The following is a 14,843-nucleotide window of genomic DNA, read 5'->3' on the forward strand; positions in this document are numbered from 1 at the left end:
CGGTCAGCGGCGGACTTCGAGACCCCGAACAAGGGGCCGAGCTGCCGCATCGTGAGGTTCGTCCTCCAGTAAGCCGCCACCAGCAGTATGCGGTCTTCCAATGACAAGGCCCACGGCCGTCCGCCGGTGGGCTTGCCGCCGCCCCGACGCCGTACGAGCAGCACGAGCTTGCGGAACTGACGTCCGTTCAGTCCGGCGAACAGGTCCACCCACTGCGGCTCAGCCGCCGTCACCACCACACCCACACCAAGATCATCACATACCTGACCAGGGCTTACGGGACGTCGTTTAGTAGAGCCGATCTTCTGCCCGTACTTTCGGCACCAAGCCTCCACCTTGGAGAGGATCCGCCGAACGATCGTTTCCCCTGCAATGAGCGTCGAACGGTGAACGTGAGGGGTTCACCGAAAAGCTCGGGAGCAGCACATGGACACATCTACGCACAGACGGGGAACGTCGGGTCACAAGCGCGTCAGTAACAGGAAGAAGAAGGTCGCTGTCGCCACGGGGGCGGTGGTGGCCGTGACGGCCGGGATCCTGCTGCCGGCGGCTTTCGCCGCACAGCCCAATGCTGCCTCTGCGGCCTGCAGAGCTGGCAGCCAGAACGGCGGCCAGGTCGGCGGCCAGAACGGCGGCCAGAACGGCGGCCAGGTCGGCGGCCAGGTCGGCGGCCAGAACGGCGGCCAGGTCGGCGGCCAAGGAACTGCCGGCGGCATCAACATCAGGACCGGCAACATCAGCCTCGGTGGCCTCGGTGGCCTCGGTGGCCTCGGTGGCCTCGGTGGCGGTGTCCCCGGCCGATCCGGCACCGGTACCGGTGGTCAGCAGGCCAAGCCGCCGGCATTCAAGCCGCCTGCACCCGCGTTCCCCAAGCCGCCGGCTGCTGCTCCCAAGCCTCCGGGCGGTGGCAAGCCGTCGGGTGGTGGTTCGGGCGGTGGCAAGCCGTCGGGTGGCGGCGGAGGCAAGGAGGACCCGGAGAGCAAGGACCCGGAGAGCAAGGACCCGGAGAGCAAGGACCCGGAGAGCAAGGACCCGGAGAGCAAGGACCCGGAGAGCAAGGCCCCGGAGAGCAAGGACCCGGAGAGCAAGGCCCCGGAGAGCAAGGCCCCGGAGAGCAAGGCCCCGGAGAGCAAGGCCCCGGAGAGCAAGGCCCCGGAGAGCAAGGACCCGGAGAGCAAGGCCCCGGAGAGCAAGGACCCGGAGAGCAAGGACCCGGAGAGCAAGGACCCGGAGAGCAAGGCCCCGGAGAGCAAGGCCCCGGAGAGCAAGGACCCGGAGAGCAAGGCCCCGGAGAGCAAGGACGGGCAGGAAGCGAACGCTCCGGTTTCCGCTGTAGAGGGCTCGAAGCAGCAGGATGCCACTGGTCAGGTGCCGTCTGGGGGCGAGACTCCGTCGGCTCCGGGTGACAAAGACGACCAGACCCCCGCACCATCGGAACCTGTTCCTTCCGTGGTCGAGCCTCCCGTGAACGAGGGCACCGGTGAAGAGGAAGTCGACGACGAAGTCGATTACGATACCGAAGCGTCGGTTCCCGCCCGTACCTGTTTCTCGGGCAGTCCGGTGGCGCAGCAGCCGGGCCGTCCCGGTCTTCAGGTACCGGGTGGCACAGTCCAGGGCGGTGCCACGGCTCAGTTGCCGGGCCGTGGGGCCATACAGGGGAACGGGATCGTCGTGCAGCAGGGGCAGGGCAACGGGATTGTCGTGCAGCAGGGGAAGGGGAACCGGATCGTCGTGCAGCAGGGCAGCCGGTCCGTTGTACCCCCGCTGGGCTTGGGGATGTTCCCGCCCCTGTTCAACATCGGGGACTTCCCCGGGTTTCAGGGCATGGTCTCCGGTCGGGGGCGGTTGGGCAGCTGAACCCGGTATGCCGGGCGTCGCGGCCGTGCTGACCGCGGCGCTCGACCGGCCCCGGACATCACAAGGGAGGGCCTGGCTCCGCTGAGGCCCTCCTGTGGCGGAACCGGCGGGCCGCGGGTCACACGCCCCGAGCCGTACAGGCCGCAGGCACCCCGGTGCCGGATGCGCAGCCCGGCCGGAGCAGCCTCACGCTGCTCCGGCCGGTCTTTGGCCCAGTCCCCCACGGCATCTGCGAAAGATCCACACGAGGAAACGGATCCGGCGGACGTACGCGGGGTCGCGTGTTCTGGGCCCTTCAGGACACTGCGGGGTGCCTCCCGCAGTGTGTCGTACCACCGCGTCCTGCCGCTCGGTCCGTGAGACCGAACACCGTGGCGGTGCCCAGGTGAGTCTGCCGAGACTGTTGTGCAAACGCATCCCGGGCCAGCGCATTTCAGTAACATCGCGCGTTGAACCAGTGGCTCGAAGCTGTGGACGGCCTGGGCGCGGCTCGGGGGACCGGGCGGCTGTCCGCCCTTCGGGACCGCCCGCTGGCCGGATCCCTGAACTCGACATACGACCTGAACCTTGTGTCCCGGTAGTTGCCGCACTTCCGCCGCGCCTCAGAATCCTTCCACCGAGCGGCCCGGCGTCCGAGTCCTCTTCAGAAGTACGCGCCGTGCACCGGCGGAGTACACGCTTACGCAACTGTCCTCCCTGAAGGGACGCGCGGCGGAGGAGATCCGGGCGAGTCTGAGGGCGAGCCGTCAGCAACCGTCTAAGGTGTCCCGCCATGAGCCGAACAGCCCTGGCCGCCGAGCCGCCTGCCCCTGGTGCGCCCTCGCCGTCCCGGGTTCCTCGCGGCCGATACCGCCCGCGGACCGGCGGACGGCCACAGGGCCGCGCGAGAGACACGCAGCTATGCCAGGTGGTGAGGGACGGCGACACCTCCGCCTTCGAGGAACTGTGGCGCCGCCACCACCAGGCCCTTGTAACCGGCGCCCGGTACCTGTGCCAGTCGTCCCGTGCCGATGCCGACGACCTCGCCGCAGAGACGATGCTCACGGCATACCGCGCGCTGCGCTCCGGGCACGGCCCGCGCGACAATGTCGGCTTGCTACCTGCAGGTGAGCCTGCGCCGGGCGTCCGCCCGGCTCCAGACCCGCCTAGAGCACGAAGTCCGCGTGGCCGATCTGTGGGACGAAGGTCCGGCATGGCATGCCGAAGACCCATGGGGCAGGGCCTTCGAACACGGCGCCGTGATGCACGCGCTCCAGTCTCGGCCCCTGCCGCCACGCCCGGCGGTCAACTTGACGGACATCGAAGGAACTGGGGCGACGGAAACCGCACACCGACTCGGGCTGAATCCCGCGGCCGCAGCTTCGCTGGCCTACCGGGGCCGCGAGGTGCTGCGCACGCACTACGTACGACGCCACGCTGCACCCGCGGAGCCGCCCTGTGAGAGGGCGCTCGACCGCTTCGTCGCCGCCCTGCGGGGTCGTGCCACCGAGAGATACCGTGCCGCGCTTCAGGCCCACTTGGAGATGTGCGGGCCGTGTACCGGCGCAACTTCCTACCGGCGCGAACTCAACGCCTCGGTGTCCTCGCCGCAGCGGGCAGGGTGATCACGGTCGGACCAGTGCAACGTCCGGTGTCGGCACCCGCGCCGCCCTGGCCGCCAGACCGGCCTCGCACGCGAAGACGGCAGCCTGGGTGCGGTTGTCCAGGCCGAGACGGGACAGGACGCGGGACACACGCCTCTTGACACTGGCCGACGACAGACCGAGCGTTTCGGCGATCCGCGGGTTGGTGTGTCCCGCGCCGAGCAGCGCAAGCACCTCTCGCTCGCTGGTCGAGAGCGCGGACAGTCTTCCGAGCAGGCCGTCCATGTCCCCGCGAGTTCCCAGCACCGACCTGGCGAGCAGTCTGGCGGCGGCCTCCTCGGCCATTACCCACATGCCGGCGGCGACCGATCGGATCGCACAGAACAGCTCCTGCGGCCATACGTCCTGGTGCAGCAACCCCGATGCTCCCGACTCCAGCGCACCGAGCACGACCTCGTCGGTAGGTGACGCCGTCAGGAGCAGTACGCGCGGTGCACCTGGCTGCCGGACCAACTGCCGGGTGGCTTCCACTGCGTCGGCCTGAGGCATGTCGAGCTTCATCAGGACGACATCGGCTGCACGTTCCCGGGCCAGGCTCACCATCCGGGCACCGTTGTCCGCCTCGGCGACCACCTCGAAGTCCGTGGATGTTGTCACCAGGGCACGCAGACCGGCCCGTATGAGGGCCTGGTCGTCGACGATCATCACGCGGATGGGCATGAGGACCGCCTTCACGCGGCCCGCTGGACAGCAGCCGCTGTCCTGGAGGTCTTCTGCACTGTCATGCCTTTCGTGAGCACTCCGCGGTCCGTCCATGATGTAGTTCGCGTCATGTTTCAGGTACGGCGGTTCGAGCCCCCCGCATCGGGCGACGCGCGGCTCACCGGGTTGCCCTGCCGCGGTCACAAGTGCCCTTCTGCGGGGGGTTCCCCGTCATCAGGGCACTTGTTCACCGTCGCCCTCAGCGTTCGCCGGAGGTCTTCCTTCTCCGGAGGAGGAACACCGCGCCACCGCCGATCACGATCAGGGCGATCGAGATGCCTGCGAGGACCGGCGTGGCGCTGGACTGACCTGTCTCGGCGAGGTGGCTTCCCGAGCCGCCCGGGGCCGTGGGCCCGGCCGTTTTGCAGTCCAGGACGCCCTTGAAGTTCTTGGAGAACCCACCGGGCCCGGTGATCGTGACGTCATACGCATGGTCTTCGGCGACTGGGATGGTCACCGTCTTCTTTCCACCGGCCGAGACGGTGTGCTTCTGTCCGGCCGCCTCGAAGGTGAAGGACTCGTCACCCTTGTTTCCGACGGTGATGTCGACGCCGCCCTTGGCACAGTCCTCCCTGGCGGTGACGGTCGGCACCGGGCCCCTCTTCGCCCAGGTGGCCGAGGCAGTTGCCGAGACTGTGAGCTTGTTGGAGCCCGCGAGGATCTGCGTCTGGCTCCGGCTCGATGAGGCGAATGCGAGGCCCACCGGAGACGTGGTGGTCACCTGCGTACTCAAGGAGGCCGTACCGTCCGCGGCGCCGCGCGGAACGTCGAAGAACAGCTTGGTGCCGTTGACGGCGGAGGTGACGCGGTGCCCCTTCGCGTCGGTGATCCGCACATTGGAGTCGGCCGGGCCTGTCACGGTGACCTGGGCGGCGGAGTCGGTGCGCACGGTGATCGGGCCGAGGCGGCTGCCGGGTCTGCCGGAGACCGTGTTCGGCTCCAGGCTCAGTGACGCCTTGGGCTCGGGGACGTCCTGGGCCGACTTCTCCAGCCAGTCCGCGAGTTGCTCGGCCGCAGGGTCGGCCGCCTCGACGTCCGCCTTGTCCGAGTAGCGCCAGATGGCCACCTGGGTGCCCGCGGCGGCGGTATTCGCGGACAGCGGGCCGGTGCCGGCCTCCTTGGCCAGTGAGGCCAGATCGTCGACCTGCGGGTAGGAGTGCTGCAGGATCCAGAGGATCTTGCCTGCGTCCTTGTTGGAACCGAGCGAGGTCTGGTCCCAGGGCTTCTCCTGGTACTGCGCTCCGTCCTTCGTCGGGTTGCCGATGTCGATGCAGTATGTCGTCAGCGTGCCGCCGCCATCGACGGCCATCTCGAAGAGGCCCGCATCGACCATTCCCTTCCCGAACTGCGAGTTGAGAATGGCCATGTCGGAGGCCTTCAGCCCCACTATGGTCGCGGACTGTCGAGCGTCGTCGGCGGAGGCCGCGGATGCACCAGCGATGGTGCCGGCCGCGATGAGCCCGGACACCAGGGCGGCGGCGGTCAGGCGACGGGCGGCGCCCCGCCCGTGCACAACAGACACAGAGAACTTGGCAAACACGGAATCCCCTCTCTGCGGGACGAGTTCCTTCGCGCACGTGCACACGTGGATTGGCGCGTGCGACGCGTTGAGGGGAGTGGCTCGTCGGTAGACTCAAGGGCCCCCGCCTGAGTAAGTGGGATATTAGGTGCGGGGGACTGCTCAATCCCCCGTCCAGCCAGCATTCCTTTTCGCAATCGTTATCGGCTGCATCGTGCGGCAAACGCTCACCGTTGATCTTCTTCGATCCGGACTCGCTGAGGCGAAAGACATCTGGTGAGAGGGCAGAGGCGACACGGCAGATGCTGCCGCTGGGGAGGGGTGATTCCACTCGTCCCGCCGGGGGCCTGCCAAATCCGGTTCCTGCTCTGCCCGACGCCCCCCTGCACGAGTCGGTCAACGACGTCTCGTGGCTCGTCCACGCCCGTGATCCATGCCCGTGGAGAGGGAGGGCGACGCGACCGGCCGGAGGAGTCCGTCACCTGCCTGGGCCATCCGAACATGCGGGCCGGCCCCCCCAGCACGTTTGCTGCCCTCAAGGAAGGCTGCACGGCACCCACCTGATCTCCGGCGGCGCACGAGACGCTCCGCCCACCGTGCCGCCGGAGGACGCCCATGCACACCACACACATAGTCCTGCGCTGCGGTATGCCCGCGGCAGCCGCCGTCATCCTCCCGCTCACCGCAACCGTGGGCACCGCGGGAGCAACCGTCTCGGACATCAACGTCACAGCCACCGGCGCCACCGTCTCCGCCGTCACCAACGCGTGCACCAGGCAAAACGGCAGCTGGGGCAACGCCGCACTGCTGAGCGCCGGCCAGACCAGCTTCGCCGAAGGCCGCCAGGCAGCACTGGATGGCACCTCGGTCAGCCAGTCCACCGCCTGGTACAACATTCCCCCAGGCACCTACACCGTCATCGTCATGTGCTCCAACGGCACCATCGCAGGCACCAAGCCCGTCACGGTTACGTCCCGCACCTCCGCCACCCTCCCTGCCTCATCCCAACCCACCTTCCCTGCCTCATCCGAACTCACCCTCCCCGCCTCGCCTCAACCCACCCTTGGCGCCTCATCCCAACCCACCCGCGGCGCCACCGCCGGCATCGGCGGCACCACCAGGGACTACCGTTCCCTCACCTACGCAGCGGGCGGCGTACTCCTTGTAGCCGGCCTCACCGCCACCGGCTGGTACCTTCGCCGCCGGACAAAACCCCATCGTTAAGAACCAGGTCGGATCCATGAGCGCGTCATGGTCATGACCAAGAGGGCCAGTGCGAAATTGGGCCAGTACCGGCGGGGCGATGGACCACCAGCAGATCGCCTGCTGTCTGCCAGAACGTTCGCGCCGCACTTCGCTCCCGCAGGAGGATCCGACGAACGATCGTTGCCCCTGCAATGAGCATCCAAGGCGAGTCACCACAGGCTCAGGAGCAACATGCGACGTTCAAATCTACGCACAGACAAGGAACGTCGAGTCACGTCAAGAACAGGAAGTAGAGGGCGGCTGTCGCCGCAGGCGTGGTGGTGGCCCTGACGGCAGGAGTGCTGCTGCCTGAAGCTTTCGCGGACGAACCAGGTGCCCCTCCTGCCCCTGCGAGCGCGGCTGCTCCGGCTGTCGTGAGAAGCCGTTGTCGTCCCGAACCTGATCGGCAGGTCTTCGCAGCTCAGGCGTGATGTCGCGGTCGGCGAGGCAGGCTCGGGCCGTCGGGTTGTCTCGTCGGTGGAGGTGCCGGGATGGCGTCGGTCGTGGGTCTGCTGGAGGAGCGGGAGCTGGCCGCGCGAGAGCGCGTGGAGGGACTGCGGGAGAAGGCGGACCGGGTGCCGGCGGAGCTCGCCGAGGCGGAAACGGACTGGCAGGAGTGGCTGATCGCGCGGCAACGCGTTGGCGAGGTCCTGTCCGTGCCGCGAATCCGGGAGGCCGGCGTGCCCGACCCGGTCCCGGCCGAGGAGCCCTCCGCATCGGAGCCGGAACCAGAGCCGGTGGTGGACGCGCCTGCGGGGGCGCCCGCGCGGCGGGCTGCGCGGGCAGGTTCGATCGTCCCGGCGTGGTGGCCCGCGCTGACAGCGGAGGCGCTCGCCGTGGACTGCCAACGCATCCTCACCTTGCTGGCGGAACGTCGATCGGGCGGGGACGGGGTGATGACGTGCCAGGAGATCGCCGCCGGACTCGGTCTGGCACCGGTTCCGGCCTGCGTGGAGGGCGTGCGATCGAAGAAGCGGCTCGCGGACCGCGGCTGGGCAACAGAGCCGGCCTGGGCCGGTTCACGCTCGCCGACGGGCCAGCCTGCGGCTCATGAGCATCGTCATCGACCACATCACCATCTGCTCGTGGACGGCGGGCAGCGTCTCGTAGTCGCGTACCAGGCGGCGCGAGCGGAACAGCCGGGCGAACGTCCGCTCCACGGACCACCGCCTCGGCAGTACCACGAACCCCGAGGCGTCGTCGCTACACTTGACGATTTGCACGGTGAGCTGGAACTTCTCCGAGCTGGAACTTCTCCTTCGCCCAGGCGACCGCCGCAGCCGCCGTCGGCTCACACCAGGGCGATCTTCTTGTAGCGGTCCCGCAGGCGTTCCAGCAGGGGCACGGCGGCGTTGCTGTCGTGGACGCTCGCGGTGGTCACCATGACCACGAGGAGCAGGCCGAGGCAGTCCACCACGATGTGGCGCTTGCGACCCGGCACCTTCTTGCCCGCGTCGTAGCCGCGCGACGACGCGGGGACTGTAGCCGCGGCCCGCACCGACTGTGCGTCGACGATGGCAGCGGTCGGCTCCGGATCGCGGCCGGCATCCTCACGCATCAGGCAGCGGAGCCGGTCGTGCAGCTCGGCCAGCAGCCCCTTCGCGCCCCAGCGGCGCGCGAAGGCGTAGACGCGGTTTCACACGGGGAAGTCGCCCGGCATCGCTCGCCACTTGATTCCGTTGTCGACCAGGTAGCGCACGGCGTCGAGCAACTGCCGGATACTGCGCGTGCTGGGCCCCGGCCTGGGCGTCGAGTAGAGGCCGGCCGGGCACGCCAACTGATGGGCTCCACGGCCATTGCCCCGGCGGCACCGCGTCATCGGAACTTACCGGGTAGCGGTCCCTTCGACGACCTGAACGGATGCCTCAAGGTCTGCGTAATGGCCCGTATCCGTCCGCCCCAGGTCCAGGTTCCCCGGCCCGCCGCCGCGCACCGACCGCCCGATTACACAGGTCACCGCTGCTCGGCCCGTGCCCCGCAGGGTCCACGAACCGCTCCGAAGCGTGGCCTCGTCGCCACGGCGTCCCGATCTGCCCGGAGGCGATCACATGAGGCTTCCTACACTCCGACCGAGCTCTGCTCGAACGGCATCCGCCCGGTCCGGACGCCTCCTCGGCAGTGCGCCCGACTGCCGAACCGGAGAGCCCAACGAGCCGGGCGATCGGGCTCTCCCGCGAGGCGGACGGTCTCGCGCTGCTGGTCCCCGAGGTGAAGGGCGGCTTGGGGGAAGACTCGTCGGACGCGGTCGGAGTGCAGCGTGTCGGCGGCAGCCGCTGCGTTGTGCCGGCCATGGCGATCACCCTGCACCACTTCTGCATGACGAGCCCGGCCGGGGCGGCCCGCCGCGGAAGCGGTCCGGAAGGAATGCTGCTGGAGGCGAACGCGAGCGGGCACATGCCGGCCGTCTCGGGCTGCGCCCATGGCCCCACACGCCCGTTCGCTCCCCGGCTGGTCGTCAGCGCCGAGCATCGCGACGGCCGTGTCCTCTGCGACGGCGGCAAGAAGGCCTGCAGCCCACCTCGCTCCATAGATCTGCTCACCGTGCCGGCGAGCGGAGGTGTCACCACCGCCCGGCGAGCTGTCAGGGGGACGAGTTGCCGGCTGCAGTGCCCGGTGTCGAGGGCCTGGCCCGATGCCTGGAGGACAACGACCGGACCGAAGGCGTACTGGCCGATGCTGTCATGGTCCGCTACGCCGCACAGGGCGCTCTCGCCCGCACCACTCCGGCAGCGCTGGAGTGCCCTGACGCACTCTCCGTCATCGGCTCTGACCACGGCACATATCTGGTGTCAGCAGCTTCCGCCCGCGCCTTCCCCCGGCCATCAGCCACACGGCCGAACTGCTGTACCGGTTCCCCTTCTGCCGCTGCGCATCGGAAACAACGCCGCACAGATGCCAGCCGCGTGGGAGCAGCGCCTGACCGGGCAGCCCGGCTGACCGCGCCGCAGGCCCCGCGCTGCCGCGGTGGCGCCCTGCGACCGCCATTCCCCGCCCCGACCAACCGCTGACGAGGAGCGCACCGTGACCATAGCCGATCCCACATTGGCCACCACGGCCCGGAACGTGTTCGCCATCCTGCGCCGACACCAGTCGCCGAAACTGGCGCTGATGGGCGGCTTCGCCGGATGCGGCGCCGTGGAGCAGACGGCCCAGGGCTGCCAGGTGACCCTGTCCGACGGTCGCACGGTGCTCGACTTCGGGTCCTACGCGGTCGCTCTGCTTGGCCACCGGCACCCTGCTGTCGTGGCGGCCGTCCGCCGCCAGCTGGAGACCATGCCGGTGTCCACCCGCAGCCTCGCCAACCCGGTGGCCGCTGAGGCCACGGCCTGGCTCGCCACCTACCTCGGCGGCGCCCTGCCCAAGGTCTACTTCGGACTCAACGGGGCTGATGCCGTGGAGGTCGCCGTCAAACTCGCTCGGCTCGCCTCCGGACACGACCGGGTACTGGCCGTATGCGGCGCCTTCCATGGCAAAACGCTGGGCTCCCTGGCGCTCACCCATAATCCGATCTTCCGCACCGGCCTGCGCGGCTGCACTGTGGACGTAGCGCACCTCGACCCTGCCGACCCGGACGCCGTCGCCAAGGAGACCGCCCAGGGTAAGGTCGCCGCGCTGGTCTTCGAGCCCGTCCAGGGGGAGAACGGCGCTGTCCCGCTGCCGCTTGAGGTGCTGCGTCGCTGGACGCAGGACGCCCACGACCACGGTGCGTTCGTCATCTCCGACGAGATCCAGTGCGGTCTGCGCCGCTGCGGCGAGCGCTCGCTCGCGCTGGCTGACGGGCTGAACGTGGACGCGGTCCTGTTCGGCAAGGCCCTCGGCGGGGGTGTCATGCCACTGTCCGCCCTGGCCTGCTCCCCGGCCTTGTACGAGCCGCTGGCCAAGGACCCGTACCTGCACTCGGCGACGTTCGGTGGCTATCCGCTCAGCTGCGCCGCACTCCCGCCCGCCCTCGCGGCGCTGGAGGCGCGGGTCGACCACGGAAAAGTGCTCGCCGACACCATCGTGGCGGGGCTGCGCATCCTGCACGAGCGCCATCCCGACGTGATGACCGGCTTCCGCGGCCGCGGCCTGTTGTGGGGCATCACTTTCGCCTCCGCGCATGCGGCGGGAGAGATGGTGATCGAGCTCGCCAAGGCCGGCCTGCTGGTCTCCCCATGTCTGAGCAGTCCCACCACGATCCGGCTGCTCCCACCACTGTGCACCACGTCCGGCGAACTGGCCGACGCGCTCGACCTCCTGGACGGCGCGATGGACGTGGTGGCCGCGACCACCGGAACCTGACGAAGGGAAGAGGAATTCGAAATGACACTGCACCGCGACAAAGTCGGCATTGCCGTCCGCACCGTCATCGCCGACGTGCTCGGCATCCCCCACAACTGCATCACCGACCGCACCGACCTGCGTGCCGAGTACGGCATCGACAGCCTGGAGGTCATGGCGGTGGCCGCACAGCTCGAACGAGTATTGGAGCTGCGGGTGGCCGTGGAGGCGCTGGTGCAGGTCCGGACCGTCGGCGACGCCGTCGACGCGCTGACGGACCGGCAAGAGGCCGGGGTATGACGCCGCGCGACAGGGCGGGCCGCGTGTCCGTTGTGGTCACCGGTATGGGAATGAGATCGCCGGCCGGTAACAGCCTGGAGGCGGCCTATCAGACTGTGCTGTCGGCCAAGTCTCGCGCGGGCATCGTCGGTGAACTCCTACGGCACGAGGCACCCGTGCAGTTCGCCTGCCTCACACCTCCTTTCAACGTCGGCTCCCGCGTCGGCCCATGGGAGCAGCGGAAGATCGACCGCGCCACCCTGCTCGCGCTGTGCGCCGCGGCCGATGCGCTGGCCGAGGCCGCGCTGCCGGAGCACATCCCACGGGCACGGATCGGCGTGCACCTGGGCACAGGGGTGGGCGGGATACCCGTGATGGAGGACACAATGCGCCAATTCGGGTCGGCGCCTCTGAGCATGCCCGTGCACACGGTGCTCAAGGCCATGGCGAACTCAGCCGCGGGGCGCATCGCAACCCGTCACGGCTTCGAGGGGTCCTGCGTCACCTACAGCACCGCGTGTGCGAGTGGGACCATGGCGATCGGCGAGGCGGCCCGCCGGATTCAGTACGGCGAACTCGACGCCGCCGTCAGCGGCGGGTTCGACGCCTGTGTCACCCCCATGCTGGTGAGCGGATTCGCCCGCATGGGAATACTGTCCCGCAACACCCAGCCCGAGCTGGCCAGTCGCCCCTTTGACGCGTGCCGCGACGGCTTTGTACTGGGTGAAGGGGCCGCCGTACTCGTCCTGGAGCGTCGGGACGCGGCCGAGGCCCGGGGGGCGACGATCTACGGTGAGGTCGCGGGCTACGCCGCCAACTGCGATGCCCACCACATCGTGGCGCCGCCCCGCAACGGCGTGGTGGCGGCGCGCTGCATGGCACACGCCCTCGCCGACGCGGGCCTGGAACCCTCCGATGTCGGGCACATCAGCGCCCACGGCACCTCCACCGGCTCCGGCGACGCCGCGGAGGCAGCCGCGATCCGCAATCTCTTTGCAGAAGCATGCCCGCCCGTGACGGCTGTCAAAGGCGTCACCGGCCACCTTCTGGCCGGCTCGGGCGCCCTCGAGGCCGCACTCGCGCTGGTGTGCGCCCGCCGTGGGCTGGTACCCGCCGTGGCCAACCTCGACCTCAGCCCGGAAGCGGACGGACTCGACCTTGTGACCGGGACGGCGCGGACCATCCCGGTCGCACCCGTGCTGTCCAACTCCTTCGGCTTCGGCGGCCACAACGCCTGCCTCGTCCTCGATCCCGGGCACTGACCCCGCCCGGCAGACTCATCTTGGAGCAGCCCCGATGCGTATTCTCATCACCGGAGCCGGCGTCGTCGGCACAGAAGCCTGCGCCCGGCTGGCGGCCCAGCCCGCGGACGTGCGGCCTGTCCACACGACCCGACAGGCCGCGGACGGCTCCACCGTTGAGTGGATCATGGGCGAGCAGCCCCCGCCGGCCGAACTGGACGGCCATTGGGACGTGATCGTTCACACCGCCGCCTCGACCCGCTGGAGCATGACACGGCAGGAGGCAACGGACGCGAACATCGTCCCCCTACGGGCGGCGTTGGCCCTGGCCGACCGGGACACCCACCTCGTCCACATCTCCACCGCCTACGTCGACGGCCCGCGGGCCACGCACGACACACGGAGCGCCGAGTTCGAGGGCTGGCGCAACGGGTACGAGTGGTCGAAGGCCCGGTGCGAGCAGATCGCGGCTGAGGAACACCCAGGCCCGCTGACGATGGTCCGCCCGCCCCTGATCCTGGGCCGCCGCGGTGACGGTGCCATTGCCCGCTTCACCGGCCCGTACACCATGTTCCAAGCGTTGGTCTCCGGCGTCGCCGCCGCAGTCGTCGGCAGCCCGGACGGCTACGCGGAGATTGCACCCGTCGACGAGGTGGCCGACGCGATCGTGGCTGCAGCGCTGGGTACGCCGCCCGACGGGCCGCGCACCGAGATCATCGCGGCTGGTCCCGGCGCCCTGCGGATGACAGATCTGGTCGACGTCATCTTCGAGGCCGTCAACCGCTTCCGTGCCGAGAACGGTGTCGCACCGCTGGCAGTCGCCCCGATGATCTCCACGGACAGCTGGAACCGCTTCTTCCTGCCCCTCGCGCGGCAGTGGCTCACCCCGGTCCAGAACGAGACCTTGCGGCTGCTGTCCATGTTTCAGAGCTACACCAGCATGACCGACCCGTTCACACCCACCCGCATCGTGCACGACCCTGCCGAGATCGTTGCCGTGTCCGTCCGGAACTGGGCCCAGCTCAGACGCCGCCAGGCGCTCGCCGCCCCCCAGCCCTGGATCCTGGCCGGCAGCCTCCCCTAGTCCCTTTCGTCTCCGGCGGCCGGTCCGGACAAGACCAGACACGGAGGAGCGCAGAGCATGCGCGCACTCGTCATCCACGGCAGTCCCAGAAAGTCCTCCTTCACCGCGGCCCTGGCCGGGGCCGTCGGCGCAGCCCTCGACGCGACGGGCATGGAGGTGTGCTTCGTCGAACTGGCCGCCTGCCCGCCGACGGGTCGGGACCCGTACGAGCGGCTGCGCCAGGCTGTCGCCGACGCCGACGCCGTGGTGCTGGCCACCCCTGTCCACCACTGCGGGTATTCCGGCCTGCTCAAGACGGCACTGGACGCGCTGCCATCCGGCGCCCTCGTGGACCGGGCCGTCGGCCTCCTGGCCCAGGGCGCGGGGCCGTACAACGGCAACGTGGTCTGTGAGCAACTGCGTACGGTGGTCAAGGCCCTCGGCGGTTGGGCGGTGCCGACTCAGGTCTCCGGCGGCTGGGCCGACTTCACTCTCCCCGATGGAGGGGCACCGACGCCTTCTGCTCAGCTGTTGCACCGCTGCCGCGTCCTGGCGGGCGAACTGCACCGATGCGCCGCGATGCTGGAGGGCTCGTACGAACGCCTCGGCGCGCACCGGCCCGCGGAGTGATGCCGACTGCCGATGGTCTTGCCCGGAACAACCGACACCCAGGGGAGGGCCGTACCGATGAGTGTGAACGAGTAGACCGGACGCCGACCGCGACGGCGAGGAGCGGCCGGTGTTCCGGGCGCACGGCATGCGGCGCAGGGACGCCACCGACACCCCCGGCGGGGAGCGGCCGGCGCCGCCGAGGGCACTGCGCCTCGGGGAGGTCCGCCGGCAGTTTGTGGTCCGCTGACAATGCGGACAGACCCCGGGGTGAAACCGGGGCCGCCGAGTCCAGTCAAAAGCCGGACCAGAAGGGGCCGGGTCCGGGACCGAAGGGGCCGGGTGGGGGGCCGAAGTTGGGGTCGAAGGGGCCGGGTGGGGGGCCGAAGTTGGGGTCGAAGGGGCCGGGTGGGGGGCCGAAGTTG

14 protein-coding genes are annotated in these 14,843 nt (G+C 69.7%); 8 read left to right on the top strand and 6 right to left on the bottom strand.

What is annotated here, in order from left to right; genetic code table 11:
* Together ABZ471_RS39415 and ABZ471_RS39420 are read right to left on the bottom strand one after the other, a co-directional pair.
* Nucleotides 1-245 (bottom strand): transposase family protein (locus ABZ471_RS39415; protein ID WP_359073530.1); only part of this gene is annotated, 245 nt, incomplete at its 3' end.
* A gap of 576 nt (nucleotides 246-821) precedes the next feature.
* Nucleotides 822-1,361: a pentapeptide repeat-containing protein gene (locus tag ABZ471_RS39420; RefSeq protein ID WP_359073532.1), complete on the bottom strand. Its 540-nt coding sequence runs from the start codon at nucleotides 1,359-1,361 to the stop codon at nucleotides 822-824.
* Between the two features lie 103 nt (nucleotides 1,362-1,464).
* On the opposite strand from ABZ471_RS39420, the gene ABZ471_RS39425 reads away from it, so the two are divergent.
* Both ABZ471_RS39425 and ABZ471_RS39430 read left to right on the top strand, forming a co-directional pair.
* Nucleotides 1,465-1,857 carry a hypothetical protein gene (locus ABZ471_RS39425; protein ID WP_359073533.1) on the top strand — a complete coding sequence of 131 codons (393 nt, stop codon included), beginning with the start codon at nucleotides 1,465-1,467 and terminating at the stop codon, nucleotides 1,855-1,857.
* 1,241 nt (nucleotides 1,858-3,098) lie between these two features.
* Complete coding sequence (locus ABZ471_RS39430) at nucleotides 3,099-3,461, top strand: zf-HC2 domain-containing protein (protein ID WP_359073560.1); 363 nt, start codon at nucleotides 3,099-3,101, stop codon at nucleotides 3,459-3,461.
* Here ABZ471_RS39430 and ABZ471_RS39435 read toward each other — a convergent pair whose 3' ends face one another.
* Together ABZ471_RS39435 and ABZ471_RS39440 are read right to left on the bottom strand one after the other, a co-directional pair.
* Entirely contained in the window at nucleotides 3,462-4,160 is a 699-nt protein-coding gene (locus tag ABZ471_RS39435) for a response regulator transcription factor (protein WP_359073534.1), read from the bottom strand.
* Between the two features lie 241 nt (nucleotides 4,161-4,401).
* Complete coding sequence (locus ABZ471_RS39440; RefSeq protein ID WP_359073535.1) at nucleotides 4,402-5,724, bottom strand: Cys-Gln thioester bond-forming surface protein; 1,323 nt, start codon at nucleotides 5,722-5,724, stop codon at nucleotides 4,402-4,404.
* A gap of 612 nt (nucleotides 5,725-6,336) precedes the next feature.
* On the opposite strand from ABZ471_RS39440, the gene ABZ471_RS39445 reads away from it, so the two are divergent.
* A complete protein-coding gene (locus ABZ471_RS39445; protein WP_359073537.1) occupies nucleotides 6,337-6,945 on the top strand; it encodes a hypothetical protein in 609 nt (202 codons plus the stop codon).
* 1,040 nt (nucleotides 6,946-7,985) lie between these two features.
* Here the strand turns inward: ABZ471_RS39445 and ABZ471_RS39450 are convergent.
* Together ABZ471_RS39450 and ABZ471_RS39455 are read right to left on the bottom strand one after the other, a co-directional pair.
* On the bottom strand, nucleotides 7,986-8,261 hold the full coding sequence (locus ABZ471_RS39450) for a transposase (RefSeq protein WP_359073538.1): 276 nt from the start codon (nucleotides 8,259-8,261) through the stop codon (nucleotides 7,986-7,988).
* Nucleotides 8,258-8,524 (bottom strand): transposase, encoded by a 267-nt coding sequence (locus ABZ471_RS39455; RefSeq protein WP_359073539.1) that lies wholly within the window; start codon nucleotides 8,522-8,524, stop codon nucleotides 8,258-8,260. Before ABZ471_RS39455 ends, ABZ471_RS39450 begins: the two co-directional genes overlap by 4 nt.
* A gap of 1,463 nt (nucleotides 8,525-9,987) precedes the next feature.
* On the opposite strand from ABZ471_RS39455, the gene ABZ471_RS39460 reads away from it, so the two are divergent.
* From ABZ471_RS39460 to ABZ471_RS39480, 5 genes are read left to right on the top strand one after another with little or no spacing between them, the layout of a single operon-like run.
* Complete coding sequence (locus ABZ471_RS39460) at nucleotides 9,988-11,247, top strand: aminotransferase class III-fold pyridoxal phosphate-dependent enzyme (RefSeq protein WP_359073541.1); 1,260 nt, start codon at nucleotides 9,988-9,990, stop codon at nucleotides 11,245-11,247.
* A gap of 21 nt (nucleotides 11,248-11,268) precedes the next feature.
* Entirely contained in the window at nucleotides 11,269-11,526 is a 258-nt protein-coding gene (locus ABZ471_RS39465; protein ID WP_359073543.1) for an acyl carrier protein, read from the top strand.
* A complete protein-coding gene (locus ABZ471_RS39470; RefSeq protein ID WP_359073545.1) occupies nucleotides 11,523-12,767 on the top strand; it encodes a beta-ketoacyl-[acyl-carrier-protein] synthase family protein in 1,245 nt (414 codons plus the stop codon). Before ABZ471_RS39465 ends, ABZ471_RS39470 begins: the two co-directional genes overlap by 4 nt.
* Before the next feature lie 34 nt (nucleotides 12,768-12,801).
* On the top strand, nucleotides 12,802-13,830 hold the full coding sequence (locus tag ABZ471_RS39475; protein ID WP_359073547.1) for an SDR family oxidoreductase: 1,029 nt from the start codon (nucleotides 12,802-12,804) through the stop codon (nucleotides 13,828-13,830).
* Nucleotides 13,831-13,887: 57 nt separating this feature from the next.
* Entirely contained in the window at nucleotides 13,888-14,439 is a 552-nt protein-coding gene (locus ABZ471_RS39480; protein WP_359073549.1) for an NADPH-dependent FMN reductase, read from the top strand.
* Nucleotides 14,440-14,843 lie beyond the last annotated feature (404 nt).

The sequence above is a fragment of the Streptomyces sp. NPDC005728 genome, from assembly GCF_040630895.1.
Lineage (GTDB): Bacteria > Actinomycetota > Actinomycetes > Streptomycetales > Streptomycetaceae > Streptomyces.

Excerpts from the sequence above, each read along its gene's own strand:
- ABZ471_RS39430 (WP_359073560.1), top strand. The coding sequence starts at position 3,099 with ATGCACGCGCTCCAGTCTCGGCCCCTGCCGCCACGCCCGGCGGTCAAC.
- ABZ471_RS39435 (WP_359073534.1), bottom strand. The coding sequence starts at position 4,160 with ATGCCCATCCGCGTGATGATCGTCGACGACCAGGCCCTCATACGGGCC.
- ABZ471_RS39445 (WP_359073537.1), top strand. The coding sequence starts at position 6,337 with ATGCACACCACACACATAGTCCTGCGCTGCGGTATGCCCGCGGCAGCC.
- ABZ471_RS39455 (WP_359073539.1), bottom strand. The coding sequence starts at position 8,524 with ATGCGTGAGGATGCCGGCCGCGATCCGGAGCCGACCGCTGCCATCGTC.
- ABZ471_RS39465 (WP_359073543.1), top strand. The coding sequence starts at position 11,269 with ATGACACTGCACCGCGACAAAGTCGGCATTGCCGTCCGCACCGTCATC.
- ABZ471_RS39470 (WP_359073545.1), top strand. The coding sequence starts at position 11,523 with ATGACGCCGCGCGACAGGGCGGGCCGCGTGTCCGTTGTGGTCACCGGT.
- ABZ471_RS39475 (WP_359073547.1), top strand. The coding sequence starts at position 12,802 with ATGCGTATTCTCATCACCGGAGCCGGCGTCGTCGGCACAGAAGCCTGC.
- ABZ471_RS39480 (WP_359073549.1), top strand. The coding sequence starts at position 13,888 with ATGCGCGCACTCGTCATCCACGGCAGTCCCAGAAAGTCCTCCTTCACC.